The 23,739-nt window shown below is 54.2% G+C and carries 12 protein-coding genes; 7 read left to right on the top strand and 5 right to left on the bottom strand.

Going from position 1 to position 23,739, the window contains the following annotated elements:
* The first annotated feature begins 63 nt into the window (after positions 1-63).
* Positions 64-2,445: a DUF87 domain-containing protein gene (locus tag VGK23_08845; protein HEY3420644.1), complete on the top strand. Its 2,382-nt coding sequence runs from the start codon at positions 64-66 to the stop codon at positions 2,443-2,445.
* Between the two features lie 114 nt (positions 2,446-2,559).
* On the opposite strand, the gene VGK23_08840 is transcribed toward VGK23_08845, so the two are convergent.
* From VGK23_08840 to VGK23_08825, 4 genes are all read right to left on the bottom strand, one after another.
* The gene (locus VGK23_08840) at positions 2,560-5,583 is read right to left on the bottom strand and encodes a hypothetical protein (protein HEY3420643.1); all 3,024 of its coding nucleotides are present in this window, start codon (positions 5,581-5,583) and stop codon (positions 2,560-2,562) included.
* A 161-nt stretch (positions 5,584-5,744) separates the two neighbouring features.
* Complete coding sequence (locus VGK23_08835) at positions 5,745-6,227, bottom strand: hypothetical protein (GenBank protein ID HEY3420642.1); 483 nt, start codon at positions 6,225-6,227, stop codon at positions 5,745-5,747.
* 101 nt (positions 6,228-6,328) lie between these two features.
* Positions 6,329-10,420, bottom strand: a complete 4,092-nt coding sequence (locus tag VGK23_08830; GenBank protein HEY3420641.1) for an AAA domain-containing protein — start codon at positions 10,418-10,420, stop codon at positions 6,329-6,331.
* 902 nt (positions 10,421-11,322) lie between these two features.
* Entirely contained in the window at positions 11,323-11,676 is a 354-nt protein-coding gene (locus VGK23_08825; GenBank protein HEY3420640.1) for a hypothetical protein, read from the bottom strand.
* A gap of 521 nt (positions 11,677-12,197) precedes the next feature.
* Between VGK23_08825 and VGK23_08820 the strand changes: the two genes are divergently transcribed.
* The 4 genes from VGK23_08820 (at position 12,198) to VGK23_08805 (ending at position 20,373) form a co-directional block, all read left to right on the top strand.
* Positions 12,198-13,478 (top strand): DEAD/DEAH box helicase, encoded by a 1,281-nt coding sequence (locus tag VGK23_08820; GenBank protein HEY3420639.1) that lies wholly within the window; start codon positions 12,198-12,200, stop codon positions 13,476-13,478.
* 355 nt (positions 13,479-13,833) lie between these two features.
* Positions 13,834-17,103, top strand: a complete 3,270-nt coding sequence (locus tag VGK23_08815; protein ID HEY3420638.1) for a fibronectin type III domain-containing protein — start codon at positions 13,834-13,836, stop codon at positions 17,101-17,103.
* Between the two features lie 338 nt (positions 17,104-17,441).
* Positions 17,442-18,806 (top strand): Trk system potassium transporter TrkA, encoded by a 1,365-nt coding sequence (trkA, locus tag VGK23_08810; GenBank protein HEY3420637.1) that lies wholly within the window; start codon positions 17,442-17,444, stop codon positions 18,804-18,806.
* A gap of 13 nt (positions 18,807-18,819) precedes the next feature.
* Positions 18,820-20,373 (top strand): TrkH family potassium uptake protein, encoded by a 1,554-nt coding sequence (locus tag VGK23_08805; GenBank protein ID HEY3420636.1) that lies wholly within the window; start codon positions 18,820-18,822, stop codon positions 20,371-20,373.
* 205 nt (positions 20,374-20,578) lie between these two features.
* On the opposite strand, the gene VGK23_08800 is transcribed toward VGK23_08805, so the two are convergent.
* Positions 20,579-22,129 carry a radical SAM protein gene (locus VGK23_08800; GenBank protein HEY3420635.1) on the bottom strand — a complete coding sequence of 517 codons (1,551 nt, stop codon included), beginning with the start codon at positions 22,127-22,129 and terminating at the stop codon, positions 20,579-20,581.
* Positions 22,130-22,452: 323 nt separating this feature from the next.
* On the opposite strand from VGK23_08800, the gene VGK23_08795 reads away from it, so the two are divergent.
* Together VGK23_08795 and VGK23_08790 are read left to right on the top strand one after the other, a co-directional pair.
* On the top strand, positions 22,453-23,253 hold the full coding sequence (locus VGK23_08795; protein HEY3420634.1) for a type IV pilin N-terminal domain-containing protein: 801 nt from the start codon (positions 22,453-22,455) through the stop codon (positions 23,251-23,253).
* A gap of 90 nt (positions 23,254-23,343) precedes the next feature.
* Positions 23,344-23,478, top strand: a complete 135-nt coding sequence (locus VGK23_08790; protein ID HEY3420633.1) for a hypothetical protein — start codon at positions 23,344-23,346, stop codon at positions 23,476-23,478.
* Positions 23,479-23,739: the final 261 nt, after the last annotated feature.

Below are 23,739 nucleotides of genomic sequence, written 5' to 3'. Positions count from 1 at the left end.
TCTCCATCCTTCGACAACTTTCTTTATTGAGCTAACCAATATCAATCATCAGCGGGGTTGGAAATGCAGGATTTTGAGAAGCTCGGGGCTTTCTACCTGGGAAGCACCTATGATCTGGCAAACAAATCGAAGAGGGATGACATCGTCCTTTACGATTCAAAGGACCTGGTGACGCACGCTGTCTGCGTGGGCATGACCGGAAGCGGTAAGACCGGACTCTGCGTCTGTCTTCTTGAGGAGGCGGCCCTTGATGGCATTCCGTCCATCGTGATAGATCCCAAGGGCGATATCGCCAACCTGATGCTTACGTTTCCGGAGCTCCGCAACGAGGATTTCAAGCCTTGGGTGAACGCCGAGGATGCGACGAAGAACGGCCTCTCCGTCGATGAGTACGCGGCTAAACAGGCCGAGTTCTGGAAGAGCGGCCTGGCTCAATGGGGGGAGGACGGGGCACGCATCAAACGGCTGCGCGATGCCAGCAGTTTCACCATATACACGCCGGGAAGCAACGCCGGACTGCCGGTGTCGATACTAAAGTCCTTCTCCGCCCCTCCCCCGGAGATCGTCAGCGATGACGAGCTCCTGAACGAGCGGATCAGCACCACGGTAACGAGCCTTCTGGGCTTGATCGGAGTTGACGCGGACCCGATCAGATCCAGGGAGCACATCCTGATCTCGACCATCCTTTCCGAGGCATGGAGGAATGGGGTCAGTCTCGACCTGGCCAGTCTGATCAATCAGATCCAAAATCCCTCCGTCAAGCGGGTAGGTGTCCTGGAGCTGGAGGCGTTCTACCCATCGAAGGACAGGCTCACCCTGGCGATGCAGCTCAATAACCTTCTCGCCGCCCCAAGTTTCAGGCTCTGGCTGGAAGGCGAACCGCTCGACGTCAAGAGCTTCCTTTACACTCCTGAAGGAAGACCGAAGACCTCCATCTTCTCCATCGCTCATCTCAGTGATTCCGAGCGGATGTTCTTCGTGTCGCTCCTGTTGAATCACGTGGTCGGCTGGATGCGCACCCAGTCAGGCACCACCAGTCTGCGGGCGATCCTCTATATCGATGAGGTGTTCGGTTACCTGCCTCCGGTTGCCAATCCGCCCTCGAAGCTGCCCTTGCTGACGCTCATGAAACAGGCCAGAGCGTTCGGGGTAGGCGTCGTGCTGGTCACTCAGAACCCGGTGGACCTGGATTATAAAGGACTGTCCAACACTGGCACCTGGTTCATCGGACGGCTCCAGACCGACCGGGACAAACTACGCATCCTGGATGCTCTTGAGGGAGTATCCGCCGGCACTGGAAAATCGTTCAATCGCGGCGAGATGGACCAGATCATCGCCGGGCTAGGGAACCGGGTGTTCCTCATGCACAATGTGAACGAAGACAAACCATTGGTGTTCACATCAAGATGGGCGATGTCATATCTCCGGGGACCGCTGACCAGGGACCAGATCAAGATCCTTATGGACCCGATCAAGTCGAAAGCGAGCTCCGCTGTTCCGGTCGTAGCGCCGGAGGCGGCTGCAGCCGTGCAAGCAACCGCCGGCCCCGTTTCTCTGGATTCCAAGAGGCCTATGTTGCCGTCGGGGGTTCCGCAGTATTTCCTTCGGCCGAAGCAACCGGCCCCTCTGGTCTACAGGCCGATGCTGCTAGGAATCTCACAGGTGCGCTTCTCCGATGCAAGGAAGAACGTGGAGGAGACCAAGGACTTGTATCTTCTGGCCTCGGTGACCGACGGTCCCATCCCGGTCAATTGGGAGACGGCGAAAAAAGCGGAATTGACCATGTCCGACCTGCAGGCCGAGCCCATGGGCGCCGCGAAATTTTCCGATCTTCCGGCCACGGCATCGGTCCCGAAGAACTACGCCGCCTGGGAAAAGGACCTGGTAAACTGGCTGGTACGGAGCCAAAGGATCGAGCTGCTGCATAGCCCGAGCCTGAACCAATATTCCAAGGTGGGGGAGAAGGAAAGCGATTTCAGGATACGGATGCAGCTTGCCTTCAGGGAGACCGCGGACGGGAACATGGACAGACTGAGGAAGAAATATGCCCCCAAGATCGCTGCGCTGGATGAACGTATCCGGAAGGCAGAGATGACTTTGGAGAAGGAGAAGGACCAGGTAAGCATGCGCAAACAGCAGAGCTCCGCTTCGTTCGGCACGGCGCTCTTCGACGCCATGGTCGGGAGGAAGGTGAAGGGCACCAAGACGATAAACGATTACGAACGGGTGAAGAAGGAGAAGAAGGACGTCGAGTTCGCCGACGAGAACCTCGATACACTTCGCCAACAGCGGAAGAAGCTGGATGAGGATTTCCAAGCGGAGGTCAGGGCGATGGGGGAGAAGACAGACCCGCTGACGGAGAAGCTGGAATCCATTCCAATAGGCACAACCAAGACGAACATCTCGGTCAAGCTGGTGGCATTGGTCTGGGACCCTGGGGCCTGATGCTGTTATGTCCGGTCAAAAGACCCAACTAGAGGTGACGGTCACATCATTATAGCCGCCATATGAGGAACGTCCTCCAGCATAGCTGAAGAGGCAAGACGATTCCAGAAAACCCTAGATCACCTCAAACCAGAGAGTGTACCAATCCGTTCCTATTAGTTGTGAATTGACCTTAATGTAGTATAATCCAGTGACGGATGTTGTGATGTCGATGTCCTCAGTGACACCGATATTTTTCGATTGCGCGATCAGGGTGCCATTCGGACTGTAAGCATAAATATCTGCAAATCCGAGCGTATTGCCGATCATGTTGACGATCAATTCGTCGCCCTGGGATAGGTGAATCGAATACATGTCATCAGAATCGAACCAGAACGACGTCTGCTCGGTCCAGGCCACTCCGGGAGCTACGTGTGTGGCGGAAGAAAAAGAGCTTCCAGAATCCAATGATGAATAGGTTCTTGTGTAAGTCGTGTTCGAGCCGGAATGGAAACCATCAAGATCGTTGACGCGAACAGTGAAATAATACTGGACACCGGGATCTAATCCCGAGATCTGATACGACGTCTGAGACTGGATAGTGACACTCCCTACGAACGAGAAAGAGTCCGTGACGAAAGATGGTGATTGGCCACAGAAGACTGAATAAGAGGCGAAGCTGCTGTCGCGGCTTTCCTGCCAATTGAGCACCACATGATCGCCTGGATTTGGTGCTTCAGGTAGATATTGTTCGACAGCCTCGGGCGGGAGGTAGTTCACCCTCGTATATGCCTCGGGGCTGGTCCACCAATCCGGTTGTGCACTGTCAGAGGTGAAGTCCTCGCTGATCACTTGGATGAACCAGCCATAGTTCTTGTCCCCATGCATCTTCTTTGCATCGACCGGGAATAGCCCATCTCCTGGGGTGGGGTCAAGGCCATAGGAATACCAAATAGGACGGGACAGCCAATCCTTTGAATCCATCCAGTAAAGCTGGACCCTGGTGGTGCTATTGGATGCCAGTGAAGGGTCGATCGAGTAATGGACATCGAAACTACTGTTCGTCGATTTGACCGGACCGATCGCCTTGGCGTCCTGGAGGCCATCATGTATCGTGTCCAGTGTGAAGGCGAAAACCACTCCAGTTGGCATTATGCCCGACGTGTTATCTACCACCTCAACCTCGTCGACCAGATGGGCAAATTCGGGGGAAGAAGGACTGGAATCAACATACATCCCTTTAATGTCGACCGTCTTTGTTCCGAAGTATGTGTCTCCTTTTCCAGATGACAGATAGAGAACAGGAACGTAGTAATGCTTACCTCCGTCCTTCTGAATTGCTAGGTATATTCCCAGGTCGATCGGCAGGAACTGTGTCACACTTCTGGATATCGGGCATAGGTAGTTTGCCAATGTGAACAAGCTCGTACCCACCGGTTGGGAATCGAACTCGACATACGCACCATTCCTGCCTCCGACGTCCTGGTAAACCAGGTTGTCTGCCCTCATGTCCTTGACGGATACCTGCTGGAGCCCTTCAATGACCTCATGATAGCTATCCGATATCACCAATGGAATGCGGAAGATCGGGAATGACGAGCTGAAGTAGGCTGAAGAGTCGTAAAGCGTTCCGTTGATCTCCATATGGTGGAAGGCTGAATCATCATGCTCATAATTCGGGATAATGCAGATAGCGCCATAGTGCCAGAACGGGACATCATCGAATTCGAAGAACCCGCTGAAATTCTCGTTCAGAAGCAGCACCACCGCCGGATTCTTGAAAGTCGTGATGGATGATAGGCCGCCATTACCGTTCATCCCGAGACCGGACAAGAGACAATCTTCCATCGTGTTTAGGTCGACCACGACGCCATAGCCTTTGACCGTTACGCTTTCTACCTGGGTGTTCCCTCCCTTACCCATCTGGCCCCATAGATCAAGGACTGATGTTCTGTTATATCCGTCTGCCGTGGCCTCGGTGATCATTCCCACCTTTACTTGGAAACGGTGTTCCTCGGTCAATGGCTGGAACGATGAAGGGTTCTTGTTCAGTTCGCTTGATAGGATGGAGTAGTCGGCCGGGGAGACCACAAGATCGCAGATCCCGTTGAACTCATGGTCCATGTTCAGGGGATAGACCAGGATCCATAGTTTGGTCAGGTTCGAGGTACTGCTTGATTCGGTCACGAACGCCGCACCTTCGCCGATGTTGCCGATCACGTCCTTGATCCAGTCAGTCCCCGGGTTGCAGAAAACGCTGGCAAGTCTGGTCAGATCCTGAGGTGTCAAAGTGTCTAGGACATCTCCTTTCACGGAAATTTCATCGAGATAGGTCAGATTATCTACCAGGAGGAAACGGTCTTGGATCCCCTGGAACGAGAGACCGTACTTGGATCCTACCTCGGAGATCCGGTCAAGGTCCAATCCGCCAAAAACGGAACCGGAGAAATCCGACCTCAACGTGCTCAAGGTGCTCTGGTCCATCACCATTCCATGCATGGAGACGTGGTTGAAAAAGGTCGGGAATGATCGGTGAGGGGCTATCCAGATGTAATCGGTGGTCCCGTTCGTGCCAATACCGAATGTATAGTCAGAATAGACCACACTCGTGGAGCTCAAAGTCACATCGATATTGTTATAACAGACCATGGAGCTGCTCAGTCGTTCACCAGGAACTGCCGACGAGTTCGATGAGATCATATTTGAGAATGAGTAGCGGTCTCCCGTTTTCAGGAGATTGAAAGTTCCGCCAATCACCTTTGTTATCTGGATATTGGTGTCAACCGGAAAAGTGATCTGCGTTCCATTGGTCCAATCTTCCGGACTTCCTACGAAATATGCCAGCGAGGGACCGGAGGCAAGTTGTTGTGGGATGGAGGATATACCATTGGTCGACTCCAGATGCGACGCTGTCGGTGTGTACATCATTGATGAAGGGATGATGGCTCCTGTCCATGTGGTAGGCGTGGCCTCTGACGGGGTATCTATGACATTACCGCCGTTGTTCCCATCATTATTCTTGACGCCACCATTGCCGTTCCATAACAATATGGCCGCAGATGCAGAGGCAATGACCAATATCACGACGAATGTAATGACTTTCGAGATGATTCGCTTGCCCTTCCTTGGCGATGGCAGAGAATAACCTGGTTCCGACATGACAACTACCCCACGAAGATATGAAGGTGTGACCTTGAACCGGCTTAATTGTTTGTCTGAAAAAAGTGGAAAGTGAAAACTGGCCAAAACAACTGGCCGGATTCAATGGTCCTTGTTTTGTTAATTGGGAATGGGAAGTTGGGACGGTTATTGGTTCCGCCCTATTGTTCCGTGCTCTCTTTGATCACGTCTTTCAGCCCGACGATGGCCTTTCCCACCTTGTCGATGACCGTGTCGTTGAACTGTAGCTTCCTAGCATCTTCGAAATGCAACGAGTAGTTGCGATATTTTCCGCCGACCGGCGTGAAGTTGGCCGTCAAGAACAGCTGGGCTATCTTTCTGTATTCCTCATTGCCCAGCTGCAGGGATTCGGGCAGCCATTGCCTTCTTGTCTCCATGATGTCGGTCTTCGTCGGGTCCAGCCTCCCCCATATCTGGATCAATTTGATCTCTTCCCCGTTCCATTTCATGCAGACGTGGAAACCCTGCGTGGTGGGTTTTAGATAAATGTCAGGGTTGTCCTCCAAGATCTTCAGAATCGATTCGACCATTCTTTTTCCATTGCTGCCGGTGGTGGTCAATACCGGACCTATGATTGAGCGAACCTCGTCAGATATGGATGTAAAGCTGCTCTCAATTTCCATAGTACTCCTAGAAGCTGCTTGCTTAAAGCTGTTTCATTAACTATCGCTGAATAAAATTTCACCATGATATCAGACGATCGGCTGATTGATCGGGACCAAGGTCATTTATTCCAGAATCTTCCCGGCACTCTGACCGATACTTCGTGTTCGTACCCCTCGACCTTCAACATCTCGGTGTCGCACGTTGAGCGCAACCGTTTCCACAGCCACGACGATCTGTAGTCATCGATATCGGCAGGGACGCTGTCCAGCAGGTTCCTCGAACAAACAACGATGAGGCGTTCCTTGGCCCGAGAGAATATCACGTTCGTCCGGTTTAGGTTCAGGATGAACTCGGCGCTGTCCCCGATCGCGTTCATGTCGCTCTGGGTGCCGGAAACGATGATCGTCTCACACTCGCCGCCCTGTAGCCGTTCGACGGTGTCGATCATCTTTATCTGATCGCCGTGGTCTTCCATCAGGAGGCTCTTCAGCGCCCCCTTCTGCGCTCGGTGAGGGGTGATGATCGATATCGAACCCGGTTCGATATCCTTCTTCGATCCAGGCCGGGATGCGATGACGTCTTGGATAAGTCCTGCCTCGAACTCGTTCAGCTTCCTCGAACTTGATTCGTCGTGAACGATCAGGTATATGCCGCCATATCTCCAGACGTCAGAGAGCGAGGATATCCTGCCGCTCTTGGACGGAGCGGTCTTTTTTGAAGTGAGCGTGACCCCTTCATCCTTGTAGACGTCGGATATGAGGTGGATCAGTTCGTCCGTAAGCCGATAGGTGAGAGTGAGCTCCGATTGTCTCAGAGCCTTCTTGTCGCATCTGCTGCAAAGCCGCTTCACCGTGACATATGCGCTCTCATGGGGCGTCAGCCTGACGATCTGCTCCCGGTCCTCGTTCTCCCAGTCATGCGATGTTATTGGCGAGAGCTGCATGTGATCGCCGGTGAGCATGATCTCTCCCTTCGCTGATACCATAGTCGCCAGTGCCAGAAAGTCCGGGAACAGCATCATGCTGGCCTCGTCGACGATCAATCCGGAAGCATGTGCGGAACCCAACGGCCAGCCCGACTTGTCCATGTTCTTACCGAGTTTCAGGACCTCGTTCACCGAACCGCAGATGACGACGTCGTTCATGCTCAATTGGTCCTTGATCTGATTGATGTTCTCGAAGGTGATCTCCTCCGCGCTCGACGGTTCATCCTTGAGCCGGAGGATGCTGACCGGATTGTCCCGGAAGCCGTTCTCCGCCGAGGCCTTTCTGAACGAAGGCAGGGTCAGCCTCAATCGCTCCGTCAGCTCATCCACGGCGGTGTGGGTGTTCGCCGATAGGAGAAAGAGCTTGCGCTCCGGCGTGGATGCCAGGCGGAGAAGTATCGCCGCAGCGGTGGTGTTGGTCTTACCCGTTCCGGGCGGACCGAGCAGAAGCTGGACCGTGCCTTCCATTCCATCGATGCACGCCTGGACCTGGACCTCATCGAGCGAGCGGTCGAGGACCCTCATCGAGCGGAGAACGTTCCTGCATGCCTCTTTCGTTTCAGATGTCAGCTGATCTCGTAATGGTATCGCAGGGGATCCAGGATCGAACCACCTGACCGCCGGAGCATTCCTGTGGTTCCTCAGCCATTCGTCGACCCGGTTCTGGACGAAGGCCGAGATGCCCTCCTCGACTAATGCGTATGGCATCGCGGCATTGCTTGACAGCGAGGGAAGGACATAGTCCCGGGCGATCGGGTCCTTATAGTTCGTGGTGATGACCTTGGCCGCGAAAAGACCGGTCTTCCTGTCCAGGAAGGTGACCTTGCCAGTGACCCCCTTGCTCAGGACCTCGTGGATCGATTGGCCTTCGTCAGGCTTGCCCGAGTAAGGCGAGATGCGCACGAACGATTCCTCACCGATCATGCAGACCGAGAAGAAGACGTCCGGATCGACTGCGTAGCGCTCCAGGTCGATCACGCCGCGGACCACGTGGCTATTGTCATCCAGCGGGACGTCGATCAGGTCCTTCAGCGGCAGCGCGAAGCCTTCGGCGACCCGGGTGGACGGGGACCGCAGACATGACGTGACCCATTCGACCTTTTTGACATGGTGATCAAGGCGCATGAAATCGAGGCAGGCGTTGACCAGGTCGTAACGGTCCTCGAAGCGTTTGTCAATGTGTTTCAGGTCGTTGATCGGCATCAAAGGTTTCTGGATGCCATCGTTCTTTGAGAGGCGCTCCTCCAGCCACCTGAGCGCCTGGCACTTGGCCTGCAGGAACGCTGCTATTAGAGGGGCCTTACCGCCCCGCCTGTAATCGTTCAGCAGAACCTTGTCCAGGTTGTTGCCCGGTTCGGGCAGGATGCCCCACAACGCATACCAATACGGGGCATTGATGTCCGAGCCGAACTTGGTCCTGATCTCAAAGAACTCGGGATGCCCGTCCGGGTCGTTCCGTTCGCACCATTGGCCTACGCTGTTGAGGTTCAGCGATGTGCGGAAATCGAATATGTCCCGGCGGAAGGAATAGGACAGATCGGTCGGTACACCCTCGACCTTCCTGGTCCAATGGAACTTGGGGAATCCGAACCAGCCTAGCGAGGTAGCGATCGCCAGACTGTGACCTGTATAACCGAGCGCCACCTTCTGATCGATCTCGTCACGGAGGGGGGTGAAGATAAGCTGTTCCATCGGACCCTGGCAGCGCTCACGGGAGCCGAGCAGTTCGGTCAGATTGTGAAGCAGGGGACCACCGACGCGGGAGCAGGCGTCGATGAGGTGGGTCATATCGTTCTTTGACCAGACATAGAAGTGTACGGGCCTCATGTCCTCTCCCTTACCGACGTCCGCTATCGCGTCTGCCAGCCGGTCAAAGAAGTCCTGGACCATCTGTCCCTCCTTTTCGTCATCGGTCCTATGGTCGCCCGTCCAAGGCTTTGAGATGTAATTGACCACGTCCGTCCCGACACATGGCCGGGACTGTCCGGTCTCTCGGTCCAATTCCATCGGCACCGGATCATATCGGTTCTTTTCCCCTACCTTCTCGGACCTTGTGACCAACGGCAGTTCGCTGTCGGTGACGTGAGCGGACAATGCTGCCAATCTGTTCTCGATGTACTCGTATTCAACATCTAGGTAGACGCGGATTAGGCGGGAGTCGGTCCCGCTCTGATATACTGGGAGCTGACCCTTGCCCGGGTTAGGCCGAGGTATGATTCCCCAATCCCCTTCCTGTCGGCCCTTGAGGGTGGACCGGCGAGCCTTAGCCCTGACGATGAGGTCGCCCAGGTCCATGTTGAATCCAGGACTCCCGACCAGCGCCTGGGCTTTCTCAGATGTGCGGTCCAGGTCAGCTAGGTCATCGATGGTGTCGATACCATTCTCGATGAGGGTATTGGTCGTCGATTGATCGATGCCGATCAGCTCTACCCGTCTGAGCCTGGCACTTTCCGGCAGGCAGATCGGACAATACTGGCAGGAATCGCATTTCGGTTCCAGACGGTAGTTCAGTTGCTCGAGCGGAGCAGCTTGGACATGGACGAAAGGACCGCCATTGGAAAGAAGTTGCCTGAGATCGTCCATCTCCTCTTCGAGATCAAGCGATGGGATCGTCAACGCATCCTGGTTCTGATTGGACTTCTCATCTATCCTGGCCACTACAGATTCGATCCGAATGTCCTTGAAACCAAACCCATCCAAGGTTGGCTTTCCCTCTGCCAGTGCCTCCATGACCATCAACCGGTACGCGGCGAGCTGGATGCGATGATATGTCTTGTCCTTGCGACTGGCCTTGCATTCGACTATTCTGAGGACTGGTGTTTGTCCATCCCATCGAAAGAGGAGGAAGTCCATCCTTCCCGTGACGCGGAATGACCCTATCTGGCGATATATCTCGACCTCTCTAGCGAAGACAGAATGACCTGGCGGCAATTCTTTGATCCTTTCCAGGAAATCGGTCCAGGTGATCTCACCTTTCTCGCTCTTCGAGATCGGGGGGTTGATCAAGGTCATCGTCTTGGAGAAGTCCTCGGCCCATTGGTCCTCCAATCGTTGACCGTTCATCGCCAGGATGGGGTTCAGAGGTTTCCTCACTGCGGGGAAGAAAGGAAATCTCCGGGCCTCCATGCCCTTATCCAGGCGAAGCTTGAAGTTGCGCGCACAGCAACCTTTGTCGATATACTCTCCGATGTCAGTAACGATGATCTGAGGAATTTCTTCTGACATTTTCAATCAACCTGCGTCTCAGTTGTCTGGACGACCATGGAGCTAAATCTCATCCAAGTACATCTACAATGTCCAAAGAAGTACCATGATAGAATTCTTACCGTCTTTAGATAAGGAAAAGAACTCGAGAAGGAGTATGCTTCGTCTGGGAAATACTCTGAAAGAAATATTGCACTCATTTGCGCCGGTCGTCGACCCCAATTCCCGAGTGTTGATACTGGGGACGATGCCGAGCACGATATCATTGGCACGGGGAGAATATTATGCCAACCCCCGGAACCATTTTTGGAGCATCATGTATGAGGTTTTCGAGCAATCCATTAGTTCATTGCACCATATTTCCTATCCAGATAAGATCGACTTTCTAATGAAAAACGAGATCGCATTATGGGATGTCCTAGAGGTGTGCGAAAGGGATGGCAGCGGGGATCCAGATATCAGGAACGGAGCATCAAATGATTTCCACAAGTTCCTTTCCGATCACCGAAACATCAAGTCTGTCTGTTTCAATGGACAGAAGGCAAAGAAACTATTTTTCAGTGATTATGATCAAAGATCATTCCAAGATGTGACATTCTTATGCATGCCTTCCACCTCCCCCGCCAATGCTGGAATTTCATTCGAAGAAAAAGTCCGTAGATGGCGCTGTATTAGGAATTGCCATAGGACCTATCCATAGGCATGATTTGGGATAGGCCGGTCGAGGAACGTTTCTTACAGCTCATAAGTTAGGACTTAAGACGTCAATTGGACGAGATGAATGGAGTTTAGAGGATGGTAATCGAAATTGATCACCAAGGCATTGACTCCATCTGCATAAAGACGTCTTTGGGAGACACTATCTCTATATGTGATCGAATAACCGTCATTTCCGATGAAGACGGTAGATTAGGTGTCACTGCCTAATCCACTTCCTGCTTGGTCCATTGCCCTGCGTTTCTCCCTTGAACCATTTTGTATGTCTTTCGGATGGCATAGGAGATCGCAGCTCCACAGAATGGACAGTTGGTGAAGTCTTCAAAGTATTCCTCGCCGTCTACCGAGAACTCCAATCCGATATGTCCATCGTACACTCCTTTGAACCGGCCTATGTTATCCACCAGGTACTCGCAGCATGGGATCTTGAATCGACCTTCCTTCTCCGTCACTTCCGGCTCAATGGACCTTACATCCTCTTTGGTTCGATCCTTTTCATCGGCGTTCAAGATCTGGTCAACGAAGATCACGCATCTATCGTTTAGTTGCTTGTTGCTCATGACAGCGGCATCCTTCCGATTCTAGGCCTTATTCCCCTGATTCCTATATAACTGGTGCAATCGTGTCGTATCGTGTCATAATAGCGAGCGTCAAAGGAGTGTTCTAAATCATTTCCGACAAGACATCTTTTGCCTGAACCAGATCATGGAACAATAAATGGACATTTCCTGAATTAAATACCATTTCACCATTTGAGCGAGAGGGAATGGATCTGGATCCATGTCTTTTGTGGAGGATCGTCGTAAGCATATTGGCAGATAAAATTTGCACATATCCCGTCCATGCTCCAAAAGAGAGATCATCGAAGGGTCACCTTCAGGGCCGAAAAGACCGATGGTATATGGTTCACGACAAATCAGCCGGTCTAGAATCCGTTCTGCGATTTCTAAATGCTTTTTTTGCCAGCCGGATTCACAGGTCAATTGCGCACATTTAAATACACGAATAGCAACCACTGTTCGAAAGCAAAATCGTCCTGTGACATTACAGATCGTTTTTAATTTCCCATAGAGTGAATATCGTGACAACTTTCACAGACCTACAGATCTCGGAGAAGATCATCAAAGCAATGAACAGCATGGGCTGGAATGAACCCACCCCAGTGCAGATAGCAGCTATACCAGTCGGCCTCAAGGGCGGCGACATGTACGCCGAGGCGCAGACCGGCACTGGCAAGACCGGCACCTACGGGTCCATCATATTGGGCAGGATCAAGGTCGGATCGAAGGCACCTTCATCATTGGTCCTCGTCCCGACCAGGGAATTGGCCAACCAGGTCTTCGAGGAACTTACCAAGCTGGCCCAGTTCACCGGCCACAAGAGCGTCGCCATCTACGGCGGCGTCGGCATCGGTCCCCAGCTGGAGAAGCTCAGGAGAGGTACGGACATCGTCGTCGCCACCCCCGGCCGTCTCCGGGACATTATCGAGCATAACGACATCGACCTCTCGAAGATATCCGTCCTCGTTCTCGACGAGGCCGACCGCATGCTCGACATGGGCTTTTCCAGAGACCTCAACTTCATTCTGGGATGCCTGCCGAGGAAGAGGCAGTCGCTATTGTTCTCGGCCACCATGTCCAGAGAGATACGGGCTTTGGCAATGAGCCACATGGACAAACCCAAGGAAGTACTCGTCTCCAAGGACGAGCCGGTCCTGGACCTCACGAAGCAATACTATTTCATCGCAGACAAGGAGGTCAAACGTGACGTCCTGTGCACGATCCTTGACACCGCCCATCCCAAGGCCATGGTGTTCTGCGCGACAAAGCGCAAGACCGACCAGCTGACGAAGAAGCTGCTGGCCGACAATTATCCCGCAGGTGCTATCCACGGTGATGTGGCGCAGAACAAGCGGGACAAGGTCATCAAGGCGTTCAAGGAAGGCTCGGTCATGATCCTCGTGGCGACGGACGTGGCGGCGCGGGGACTGGACATCTCCGATGTCGACTATGTCTTCAATTACGACTCGCCGATGGACCCTGACACGTATGTCCACAGGATCGGCAGGACCGGACGGGCGGGAAAGGAAGGCATATCGGTATCGTTGTTCCTGCCGGAGGAACGCGGCATGATCCGGGACATCGAGCGCCGAACGCACAAGCGCATAGATCCGCTGGAGATCGAGGTCGTACACCGGCCGGAACCGGAGATCAAGAAGGTCGTGCCGGTGCAGAACGTGCCTCGGACAAGAGGATCGTCGGCTCAGCAATCAAGTATGCATAGGGGCGGCCAGAGGTCGACCGTACATGCATCCAGGTCGGCGTCGGGACCTCGGGCAGCCGGTCCGGGCCAAAGGCAGTAAGGCCTTGGAAGGCATCCGTGTCCTTTTTCACCGTATGGTCTTACGGTCTTCGTTCTTTCGATCGAACGAAGGGTCGTTTAACGAAAAAGCTAAGCGGTCAAATCAGAAAATGACGAGTTGCCGGCCGGCATCTAGCATACCAGCACTAAAATCTAAAAATTTCATACAAACAATCTATTTCACTCTTCAATATTTTACATCTTTATCATTTTTGATAATATATTGACATATTGTCGTTATTTCTTAGCATATGGCACAAGGTGATTATGTGAATATCAAGGACAATATCAAGAGTAGAATAGGAACCTAAATTATTAAGCGCTCGTTCGTTCATCCTTGTTGAGGCGGGGCTAAAATGGGGGAGAAATCCAAGTCGATCGCAAAAACCGCAGTCATCGCACTGTTCCTACTGTCGAGCACATTTGTCATTTTCGGAATGCAAACGGTTGCCGCTGCCCCAGACGCAACGCTGCCCGGGACTCCGACAGGACTATCGGCAACCTCTGGAATAAACAACGTGACCCTTACATGGGCCGCTCCGGCTTCGGACGGAGGCAGCCCAATAGATTATTACGTCGTATACCAGGACGGGGCGCCCCTTCCTGATCAATACAGCGGGTTGAAGGCCGTTATCTCAGTACTGTACCAATATATCGAATCACCGTCGGATTGGAATCCCTACGATTGGACCGTGGCAGCGCACAATGCTGTCGGAGTGGGGTCGCCAAGCGATCCTGCGGAGTCATATCCGGTAAATACGCCAGGCCAAGTGGAGGACTTCACCGCCGACGCAGGAGACGGGTCTGCCTATATCTCTTACCATATAAGTGCCCGGTCCGATGCTGGTGGTTTGTCGATCCTATACACCATCATCTATCAGGATGGGGTGGAAGTCGCGCAGACCACCGACACTTATCTACAAGTCACCGGCCTGACGAATGGCAGGACCTATTACTTTTCCGCCGCTTGGCATAACGAGGTCGGGACAGGCCAACAGACCGCTCCAGTAATGGTGATACCGCTGGGCGTACCTGGCGCACCGGTCTCTTTGTCGGCTACCATGCACAACAAGGCCGTGAATCTTACCTGGGCTGCCCCATCGGAAACAGGCGGGGCCATTGATTCATATGCTGTCTATCAGGATGGAACATATATCGGCAAAACCTCCCAGACCTATTACCTGATAAACAACCTGGAGAACGGAAGGCCATATCAGTTCGCTGTCGCCGCCAACAATTCCATGTGGCAGAGCGTCAAGGCCACCATCCCAGCGACCCCGACACCAGACCCGGCCGGCGTCCCGACCGGACTGACCGCAACCCCAGGAAATGAGAAGGTCGACCTGGCATGGGCGGCTCCGGCGGACAACGGAGGAGCCACGATCGATCACTATGTGATCTATCAGGACGGGGTCGCGTTGACGACCACTGCCCCTGGCACAACCGCGACCATTTCCGAATTGCTCCCCGGCCAACAATATTCCTTTGCCGTCGCGGCCCATAACAGCGCCGGCCTGAGCGTCAAATCCATTCCCATCACGGCGATACCGTACACCTTGCCTAACGCCCCGACCGGTCTGATGGCCGTTCCAGGCAACGAACAGGTGACCCTGAACTGGACCGCGCCGGCCTATAACGGTGGCAGTGCGGTCGATTACTATGTGGTATATCAGGACGGGGTCGCACTGACCTATCAACAGTCGGGGCCAGTGGCCATCATCAACGCTCTGGTCAACGGCCAATCATACACCTTTACCGTCGCCGCGCATAACCTGGCCGGCATCGGCGCACAGTCCGTGGCAACGGTATCCGTTCCTGTGGCCATCCCCGACGCCCCGACCGGTCTGACTGCAGTACCCGGGCATCTGCAGATCACTTTGAACTGGACGGCACCGCTGTCCAACGGAGGAACGGCAATAGACTCCTATTTCATCTACCAGAACGGGGTCGTCGTGCAGCAAACAACGGAAACGTCATTCACCATCACTGGACTGACCTCTGGACAGGCCTATGATTATGCTGTTTCCGCCCGCAATGGGGCAGGGGAGGGACCGAGGACGACGACCGTTTCCGCGGCACCGAGACCGGCATTGACATCACCGGGCGCCCCGGAAGGCCTGACCGCAACGCCAGGTGATGGCAAGGTCGACCTAGCTTGGGCGCTCCCGGCCGACAACGGAGGAGCTCCGATCGACTATTACGTGGTCTATCAGAACGACATCGAGATAATCCAGGTAACCGGGAACTCCTGGTCGGTCACTGGACTGCTCAACGGACAATCGTATTCCTATTCGATCGCATCGCATAACTCCATGGGCCTCAGCGCCAAGTCGGCCCCTGTTCTGGCCATGCCGTACACGATACCGGGTGCCCCGGCGGGATTGACTGCGACCCCGGGCAATGAGTTCGTGACACTGACGTGGACCGCGCCCAGCAACAACGGCGGGGCAGCGATCGATCATTATGTCGTGTATCAGGATGGGGTGGTGCTGTCCATCAACCCGACCGGCCTGACCTTCGCGATCACCGGCCTGCTCAACGGACAGAGCTACAACTTCACCCTGGCCGCGCATAATCCGGCCGGAACCGGACCGACCACTTATGCCGTCGCCATACCGACCAAGACAGTACCGTCGGAGCCGCTCAACGTTTCTGTCTCGACCATCGACAGCGGGATCGTTCTCGACTGGTCCGCCCCCAGCGACAACGGGGGATATCCGGTATCGTACAGCATCTTACGGGGAACCTCCGCAGGAACGGAATCGATGCTGGCCAACACCTCTGTCAATTCCTACACCGACAGGGCGATAGTCCTCGGGACCAACTACTACTATTACGTCAAAGCGGTCAATCAGCTGGGCAGCTCCATCCCTAGCAAGGAGACCGGGCCGATCTATGCCTCCACGGCGGTCAGATTGGATATGGAGACGGAATCATCCAGCTCCATCGGTGCATTGGTGACGTTGACCGGCAGCGTGGTCACCGTCAACGCAGGGATGCCGATCGAGGGATTGAGCATCAGCCTCTCGTACAGCACCACCAACGGTCTGAGCTGGTCGGACATATCATCGGTCAGCACATCCGTCAAGGGCAGTTTCTCGACCCAATGGAACCCGCATGCAACCGGCATCTTTATGGTGAAAGCGGCCTGGGCGGGCAATGCGATCTACTTGCCTTCGACCTCCATCAAGAGCCTGGCGATCACCGAGACCTCGGACAAATATGTCTTCACGGTCCAGTCGAACTCCACCATCACCGATCTGTCGTTCAACTCAGAGAGCGAGAAATTGAGCTTCAATGTGAGCGGCGAGACCGGGACCAATGGTTATTCACGGATCGTCATCAGCAAGGACCTGGTGGCCAACGGCTCCGAGATACGGCTTTCTATGGATGGAAAGGAAATGAGCTATAAGCTCAACTCCACCGAATCCTCCTGGATCCTGTACTTCGAATATCACCACAGCACCCACAGCATCGTGGCGAGCCTGGGCGAGGTGACCAAGACTGGTTCCAGTAACCTGAGCGACAGCCCGCTGCCCATCGTGGCCATTACTGGACTGGCGGTCGTTTCCGTCATGCTCATAGCAGGACTGGTGCTGTTCAACAGACGGAGGGCCAGGAAGTAGGGTACAGAAGAGATCAAACCTCGATCCCGAACATGGTCTGAACCTAGGAAAAGGGACAAAGGCAAACCGGTAGGTCCAGCGCGACCTGCCGGTCCCGAACGTGGCGATTTGGTAATGTCAATTTCACACCAATTCGTGACCCTTGGTCATTCATCGGGAATTTTCCATCGTCATGACGTTCGTTCATGTCGAGATGACATCGTTCCGAGCCGGACATTTCCTATCTCGGGGAAGGACCGCCATCCTGAAGGCAATGGTCAGATCTGGTCAGGATATGCTGTCGATTTCCAAAATGGGCCACAAAATTATTTCAAGCCTGAAGATATTTCTTGTTCGGATTGGGATGGGCATTGTCATCGGAGATAATCATTATCGGGGCAGGTAACATTGGCTACACCATAGCCAGAACGCTGTCCAAGAGGCATTCGATCACGGTCGTCGAAGGGGACGAGGACAAGTTCGGCTACATCCTCGATTATCTGGACGTCGCCGCGATGAACGCCAACGGAGCAAATCCCAAGGTGTTGCGAGAGGTCATCGATGAGCAGACCAAGCTTGTGATCGCGGTCACGGAAAAGGATGAGGTGAACATGTTCGCCTGCGCGGTCGCAAAACAGGTCAAGGGCGACATCATCACCGTTGCCAGGGTCAGAAATCCAGAGTACGAGGAGGACGGCGCCGTCTCCAAATTGATGAATGTGGATTTCGTCCTCTCGCCTGAACGCATAGTCGCGGAGAAGATGATCAAGATGGTCGACATGGAGAACTTGGTCGATTGGGAGGAATTGCCCGGCATTGATGTCAGCATGGGCAAGTTTCAGATATCTGGATTGTTCTCCCATGTCTTCTGCACCAGCGTTAGGCAGCTCCCCATCCCAGAGGGATGCAAGATACTGGCCATCCATCGTGAAAGAGCATCCATCATTCCCGATGATGACTACAGACTGGTGGCAGGCGATGAGATCACCGTGATCGGGAGCAGCGAATGCCTGACCAGATTCGACCAGTATCTCGGAAAGAGGATGAGGATGAAAGATTTCGTCATCGTCGGGGGCGGGATCCTCGGGGAGCATCTGGTGACCCGGTTGGAATCGAAAGGTTCCTCGGTCAAGATCATCGAGGAGGATGGGGAGAGGTGCAACGGCCTCTCCAAGAGGTCGAACAGGACCGTGGTCGTGATGGGCAACGGTGCCGATCCGTCCATCCTTAAAGCGGAGAACGTGAACATGACGGACGTGCTGTTCGCGGTGACGGAGAACGAGGAGAAGAACCTCATAACCGCCCTCATCGCCAAACAGTTGGGCGTCCTGAAGGTGGTCGCTTCCTTTTCAAAACGCGACTATGAGGACGTGTTCAGCATGTCCGAGATCGACGCGGACATAGGCTATTATCACGTGGTCGCCAACGAGATCATCAGGTTGATCTACCCCGGTTTCAAGGCATTGCTCTTGCTGGAAACATTCTCCGAGATGCTGTTCAGCATCGATGTGGGCGACGAAAGCCAGTTCAAGGGGCAGGCCATCGAACAGATCGACCTGCCGGACAGAACGACGATAGCGATGGTCCTGCGCAATGGCAGAACAACGGTCCCCTATATGGGGCTGGTCCTGGAGAAGGGCGATACCATGCTATTCTATACGGTGAAGGCGGACATTCCGGCCCTGGAACGGATGCTGGATATCCGGATCCCGGTGAATCCGTGAGGAGGTGAGGGCGATGGGACAGAACCTCAAGCACCTCAAGAGGGAGATCAAGAGGACCCTCAAGGTCAAGGGCATCAACCTCTATCTGATCAGGGAAGGTCTGGCGAGAAAGGAGAGACCAGTTCCTCACATGTTCGGGCTGCTCTCATTGTATCTCGCCGTTTCCATGCTGCTCCCGCTTTCCGTCGCCGTCATCTACCGGGAGGACGTCAGGCCTTGGTTGTACCCGATCCTTCTCTCTGGCATGATAGCCGGGATGGTCCTGTCCCGGTGCAGATCGTCCGGCAGGCTGCGGTCGACGGAGGCGATGTTCATAGTGGCCATGGTCTGGCTTACGACGTCAGTGGTCGGTGCCCTGCCTTACATCATGTACGGAATGGGTCCCATCGATGCGATCTTTGAGACCATGAGCGGGTTCACCACCACCGGTGCCACCATCATGACCAGCATCGAATCGTGGCCGGAGAGCCTTCTGCTATGGCGCAGCTTCACCCAGTGGCTGGGAGGGGCGGGCATAATCATGCTGTTCGTGGCCGTTCTGCCCGTGCTCGGTGTCGGAGGGCGATACCTCACCCGCAACGAATCTCCGGGAAGCAGCAATGGTCAAGGCAGCATTTCCCTCCGGATAAAGGACGAGGCCAGAAAATTCACGAACATATACCTGGGTCTGTCCGGGGTCCTTCTCGTCCTGCTGCTGCTTGGTGGCATTGGGATCTATGATTCGTTCGCCGTCATGTTCTCCACCGTCTCAACCGGTGGCTTCTCTCCCCACACCCAGAGCATTTCATTCTATGGGAATCCGGTCATCGAATGGACGGTCATCGCGTTCATGTTCATTTCCGGGGTGAACTTCTACCTCCACTACACCGCCATATCGTCCCGTCGCATCCGCACATACTTCAAAAGCTCTGAGTTCTGCACCTATCTGGCGCTCATGATCATCGCCTCGGCCATGATATTCCTCCTGGTATGGGACGGGTCCCTCGCTAACATCGAATACTGGATCAGAACGTCCATGTTCCAGGTCGCTTCGACCATGACATCGACCGGATTTGCCACCATAGATTTTGCCCAGTGGGAGAAGGCGGCCCTGTTCATTCTCTTCGGCCTGATGGTCATTGGCGGCTGCACCGGATCGACGGCAGGCGGACTAAAGGTGGCCAGGCTCATGCTGACCCGGGAATTCGTCTATTCCACCCTGTACAAGACCGTCCATCCCAGATCCGTTTACACCACGAAAATGGATGGAAAGCCGATGAGCGAGAACGTGCTCTCGTCGCTGATGGCCGTTCTGATCTGTTACATCCTTTCGGCACTGGCCTGCACGATAGTGCTGGTGATATTGGGGATCGACCCAACGACCTCGATGTCGGCCGCCATCACCACCCTATCGAACGTAGGTCCGGGGATGGGGGCATTGGGCCCCATGGGCACCTTTGCGGGCATCCCAGATCTCGGCAAGATAGCGCTCACGATCACCATGTGGGCGGGAAGGCTGGAGTTCATCGCAGTGTTCGTCATCCTCACGCCTGTCTTCTGGAGAGAGCTCCTCAGATACAAATCCTGAAGGCTCTGCGATGCATCTGAATCGGCCGTTGGGTTTCTTACCTTACCAGAGGATAATATCGTCAGATGGGTCTCCCAGATCGCCAAAACGGAATTATTCGACATTGAGAACATTTTCCAGACCAGAGGCAATTCTCACGCCATGACCGACCGGGATCGGCTAAAATGTCAAGGACGAATTGTCCTTTGAATGTGGGACATCGACGCTAATGGCTTTGCCCTACCAGGTGCCCGATCGCGTTCACCGTCAGCGGCAGGATCTTCACATTGCCCTTCCTGCGTTCGTCCAGGAATTCCTGGATGTCATAGTCGTATTCATCCCTGCACATGCGGATCAATTCCATGCCCTCGGCCATGCCGAACTTCAGGAGCACCTTCAGCAAAGGTCGTGCCAACGGATTGCGGATGCTGCGGTGGGCCCAGTCATTGACGATCGACGGGGACCACTTCAGATTGTGCTCCCAGCAGGCCAGGAACAATTCGGTCTGGGCCTTGCTCATCATCTCCGCGGTGAACGATCGGCCGCCTTCGTCAAGTTCTCCCAGCGCGACGAAGAACAGGGGCACTATCAGCGAATTGTAATCGTCTATCTTCCTGACGAGCTCGATCGTCATGTCCACATCCTCATCGGTCTCACCGGGCAGACCCATTATCAGCGTGGCGCAGGGGATCCAATGGTTATGTTCCAGGATCCTGAACCCGCTGACCACTGTCTCCTGCCAGGCATCAGGCTCGAACGGGCGGCACTTGCCGATCATGTAGCGCTTCATCAATTCCGGGCTCCCGGTCTCGATCCCTGTCTGGCCCGACATCCATTCCTTCTCGGTTACGTTCATGAGATCAGAGATCGTCCTGATCTCCTCGGGGGCGCTGGCGACGGATGCCAGGGCAAAATGGGAGATGGTCATGCGGGTCACTCCCGGTACCTCGCTGACCGCCTGGAACAGGCTGATCAATCGACCTGGATCCACCTCGATCTTCTTGGCCCCGTAGCGGAACACATCCTCCGCATGAAGGCATGGCTGCCGGCCTGCCGCCAGATTGACCTCTACGTCCGCCAGTATGTCCTTTATCTCCCGGCACCGGTACTTCGCCATGGTGGGGATGCAGAAATCGCATCCCCTTCCGCAACCCCTGGATATCTCAACGAGCCCGTTAACGGTCGGTTCCTCGATCCTCGCGATGCGGTCTATCGGGGTCACCTCGCCCATGACCATTCCTGGCAGGGTCTCGCCTCTTATCGCCTTCTGGAACAACTGGGGGATCACCATCTCGCCCTCGCCCAGAACGACCGTGGTTATTCCCAATTCCTTTCTGATCGCGGCGTCGGTCAGCTGCCATGCCCCCGGACCCCCGACGATGATCTTCGGTTTGTATTTCAGGATGGAAGGATGGTTCAGCGCCTCCCTGAACTTGCGTTTCATGTACGCATCCCCTCTGAAAATGCTGCTGAAGGTGGAGGTGGCCGGCCCGATACCCAGGGGATCGTTCTCGGTGAACCCGATGACCTTCGTGTCCGGTCCCACGACCTTATCGAGGTGTTCCGGATGAGCCACGATAACGTCCTCTCGAGAAAACCCTCCATGGAGGAGTATGGACTCGACCTTCCTGGTTCCGCAGGGAGCCACGGGTACCGAACCGTCCTGATTGACATCCACCGGAGGGCAGAATATTGAAAAATAGATCGATGGAGGGACCCATTTTTCCGGGACCACGGCGCTGAAACCGAGAAATATGCTGCCACCGTACTCGCTCATAAGAGTCCGATCAGCTGTCAATACGACTGGAAATCCGCCATTTTCTTTCAATAGACGACCTCCTCTCGAAAAAATGAACAGAGCGTCTCCGATATGTCATTTTGCTAAAGGTCCTATATCTCCTTGTCAAGAATCACTTGGAATCTGGCGATCGACGAGATACGATGCTTCTGCCGTAGCCAGACCATGCCTGCATTTACCTGCCGCCTCCGGAAATCGTAAATATAGACAAACCAAATGGGCAGATAGGCACCGAAAGAGGGCACTCGACGATCGAGGCAACATAATCCATGACAATTAAAACGCATAATCATCATCGAAACTTGAAAGGCCTCCAGAAAGGCCATAACGCCGTCTCTGAGATCATCGGGAACCTGCTCGTCCTGGCCATAACGGTCACCATGTTCTCGGGCGTCCTGGTCTTCGTAATGAACATGCCTCCGCCACAGGACCGGACGATAAGCGATTTCAATGCTCAGACCGGTGTCTCCGGCACAAGCCTATATGTCAATATAACCCACGAGGAAGGACAGCCATTGAGCGATTCATCAACTAACATCTACGTTTTCAAGAATGACGTGTCATCGACGCTAAACATATCATCAAGTACGTCCAGCATAGGCCAAGACTGGAATATCGGAGAGGTATGGTCCTACATTGTGCCAGGCTACGATAGCAGCGTGGCAGTGCGCATCATGATCGTGGACAAGACGACCAACAGCATCGTATGGCAGACAACATTGGCCGGAACCACTACCGATCAAAACACTCCACCCATCATTGCCGAGAGGGGTCTTATGCCGTCCCCGGTCTACGATCAAGACCTGGTGCATTTCTTCGTCACGATCCCGGTCAAAAGCACCAGCGTCAAGAACGCGTGGGTCGACGCCTCCTCGCTTGGTCTGGCGGGCAATATCGCACTGACAGACCCAGACCATGATGGGACGTTTACGAGCATCGATCCTTACACGGCTTCTTATAGCAACTGGAATGGCCGGACGATCATATTCTCCGTGAATGACAATTCGGACAACAATGTGATCGGTCAGTTCATCGTCACCGTATCCCAGAACCCGTCCGGGCCGGGAGGGAGCATGGTGAACGGCGCGAACAACACATACTAAGCCCAGATCTGTCGAAGTACTGAACGCTCCATCATCGAACCGGGACGCTCACTGGACCGTCCTGCCGGTTCGATATACCAGGGACGGAGCATGCTGCTTGGCGATTATCGCCCCGTGGAACTGCCGACGACCGGATCGGATCGCCGAACGTTCGGGGAATTTCCCAAGATGTCTCGCAGCAAGAAGGTGGTGTCGGTCCTGAACCTATCCATCGGTGCTCACTAATGTGGAATCACACATCTGCCCTTCGCTGAACAAAAAGTGTCATTTGCGGTCCGATCGTGTGTCGATAAAACGTATTCCATTAGCCAAAATACCACCCGGTTGATGGAGAATGGATGATGTTATCGATGGTTCCAGGATGATGCGTTCGATTTTGATGGCAGCGGTATAAGAAATGTCGCTCATTCCTATCACGAATCGAAAATAGGCCACCGATTTTCCTATGGCTGTCTTGCGGTTATTATCATTTGCTGGGTTCTTTGA

Source organism: Methanomassiliicoccales archaeon (genome assembly GCA_036504055.1).
Taxonomy (GTDB): domain Archaea; phylum Thermoplasmatota; class Thermoplasmata; order Methanomassiliicoccales; family UBA472; genus DASXVU01.
Note: the sequence above shows the minus strand (reverse complement) of the source record. Positions and strands in the feature narration are given on the sequence as shown.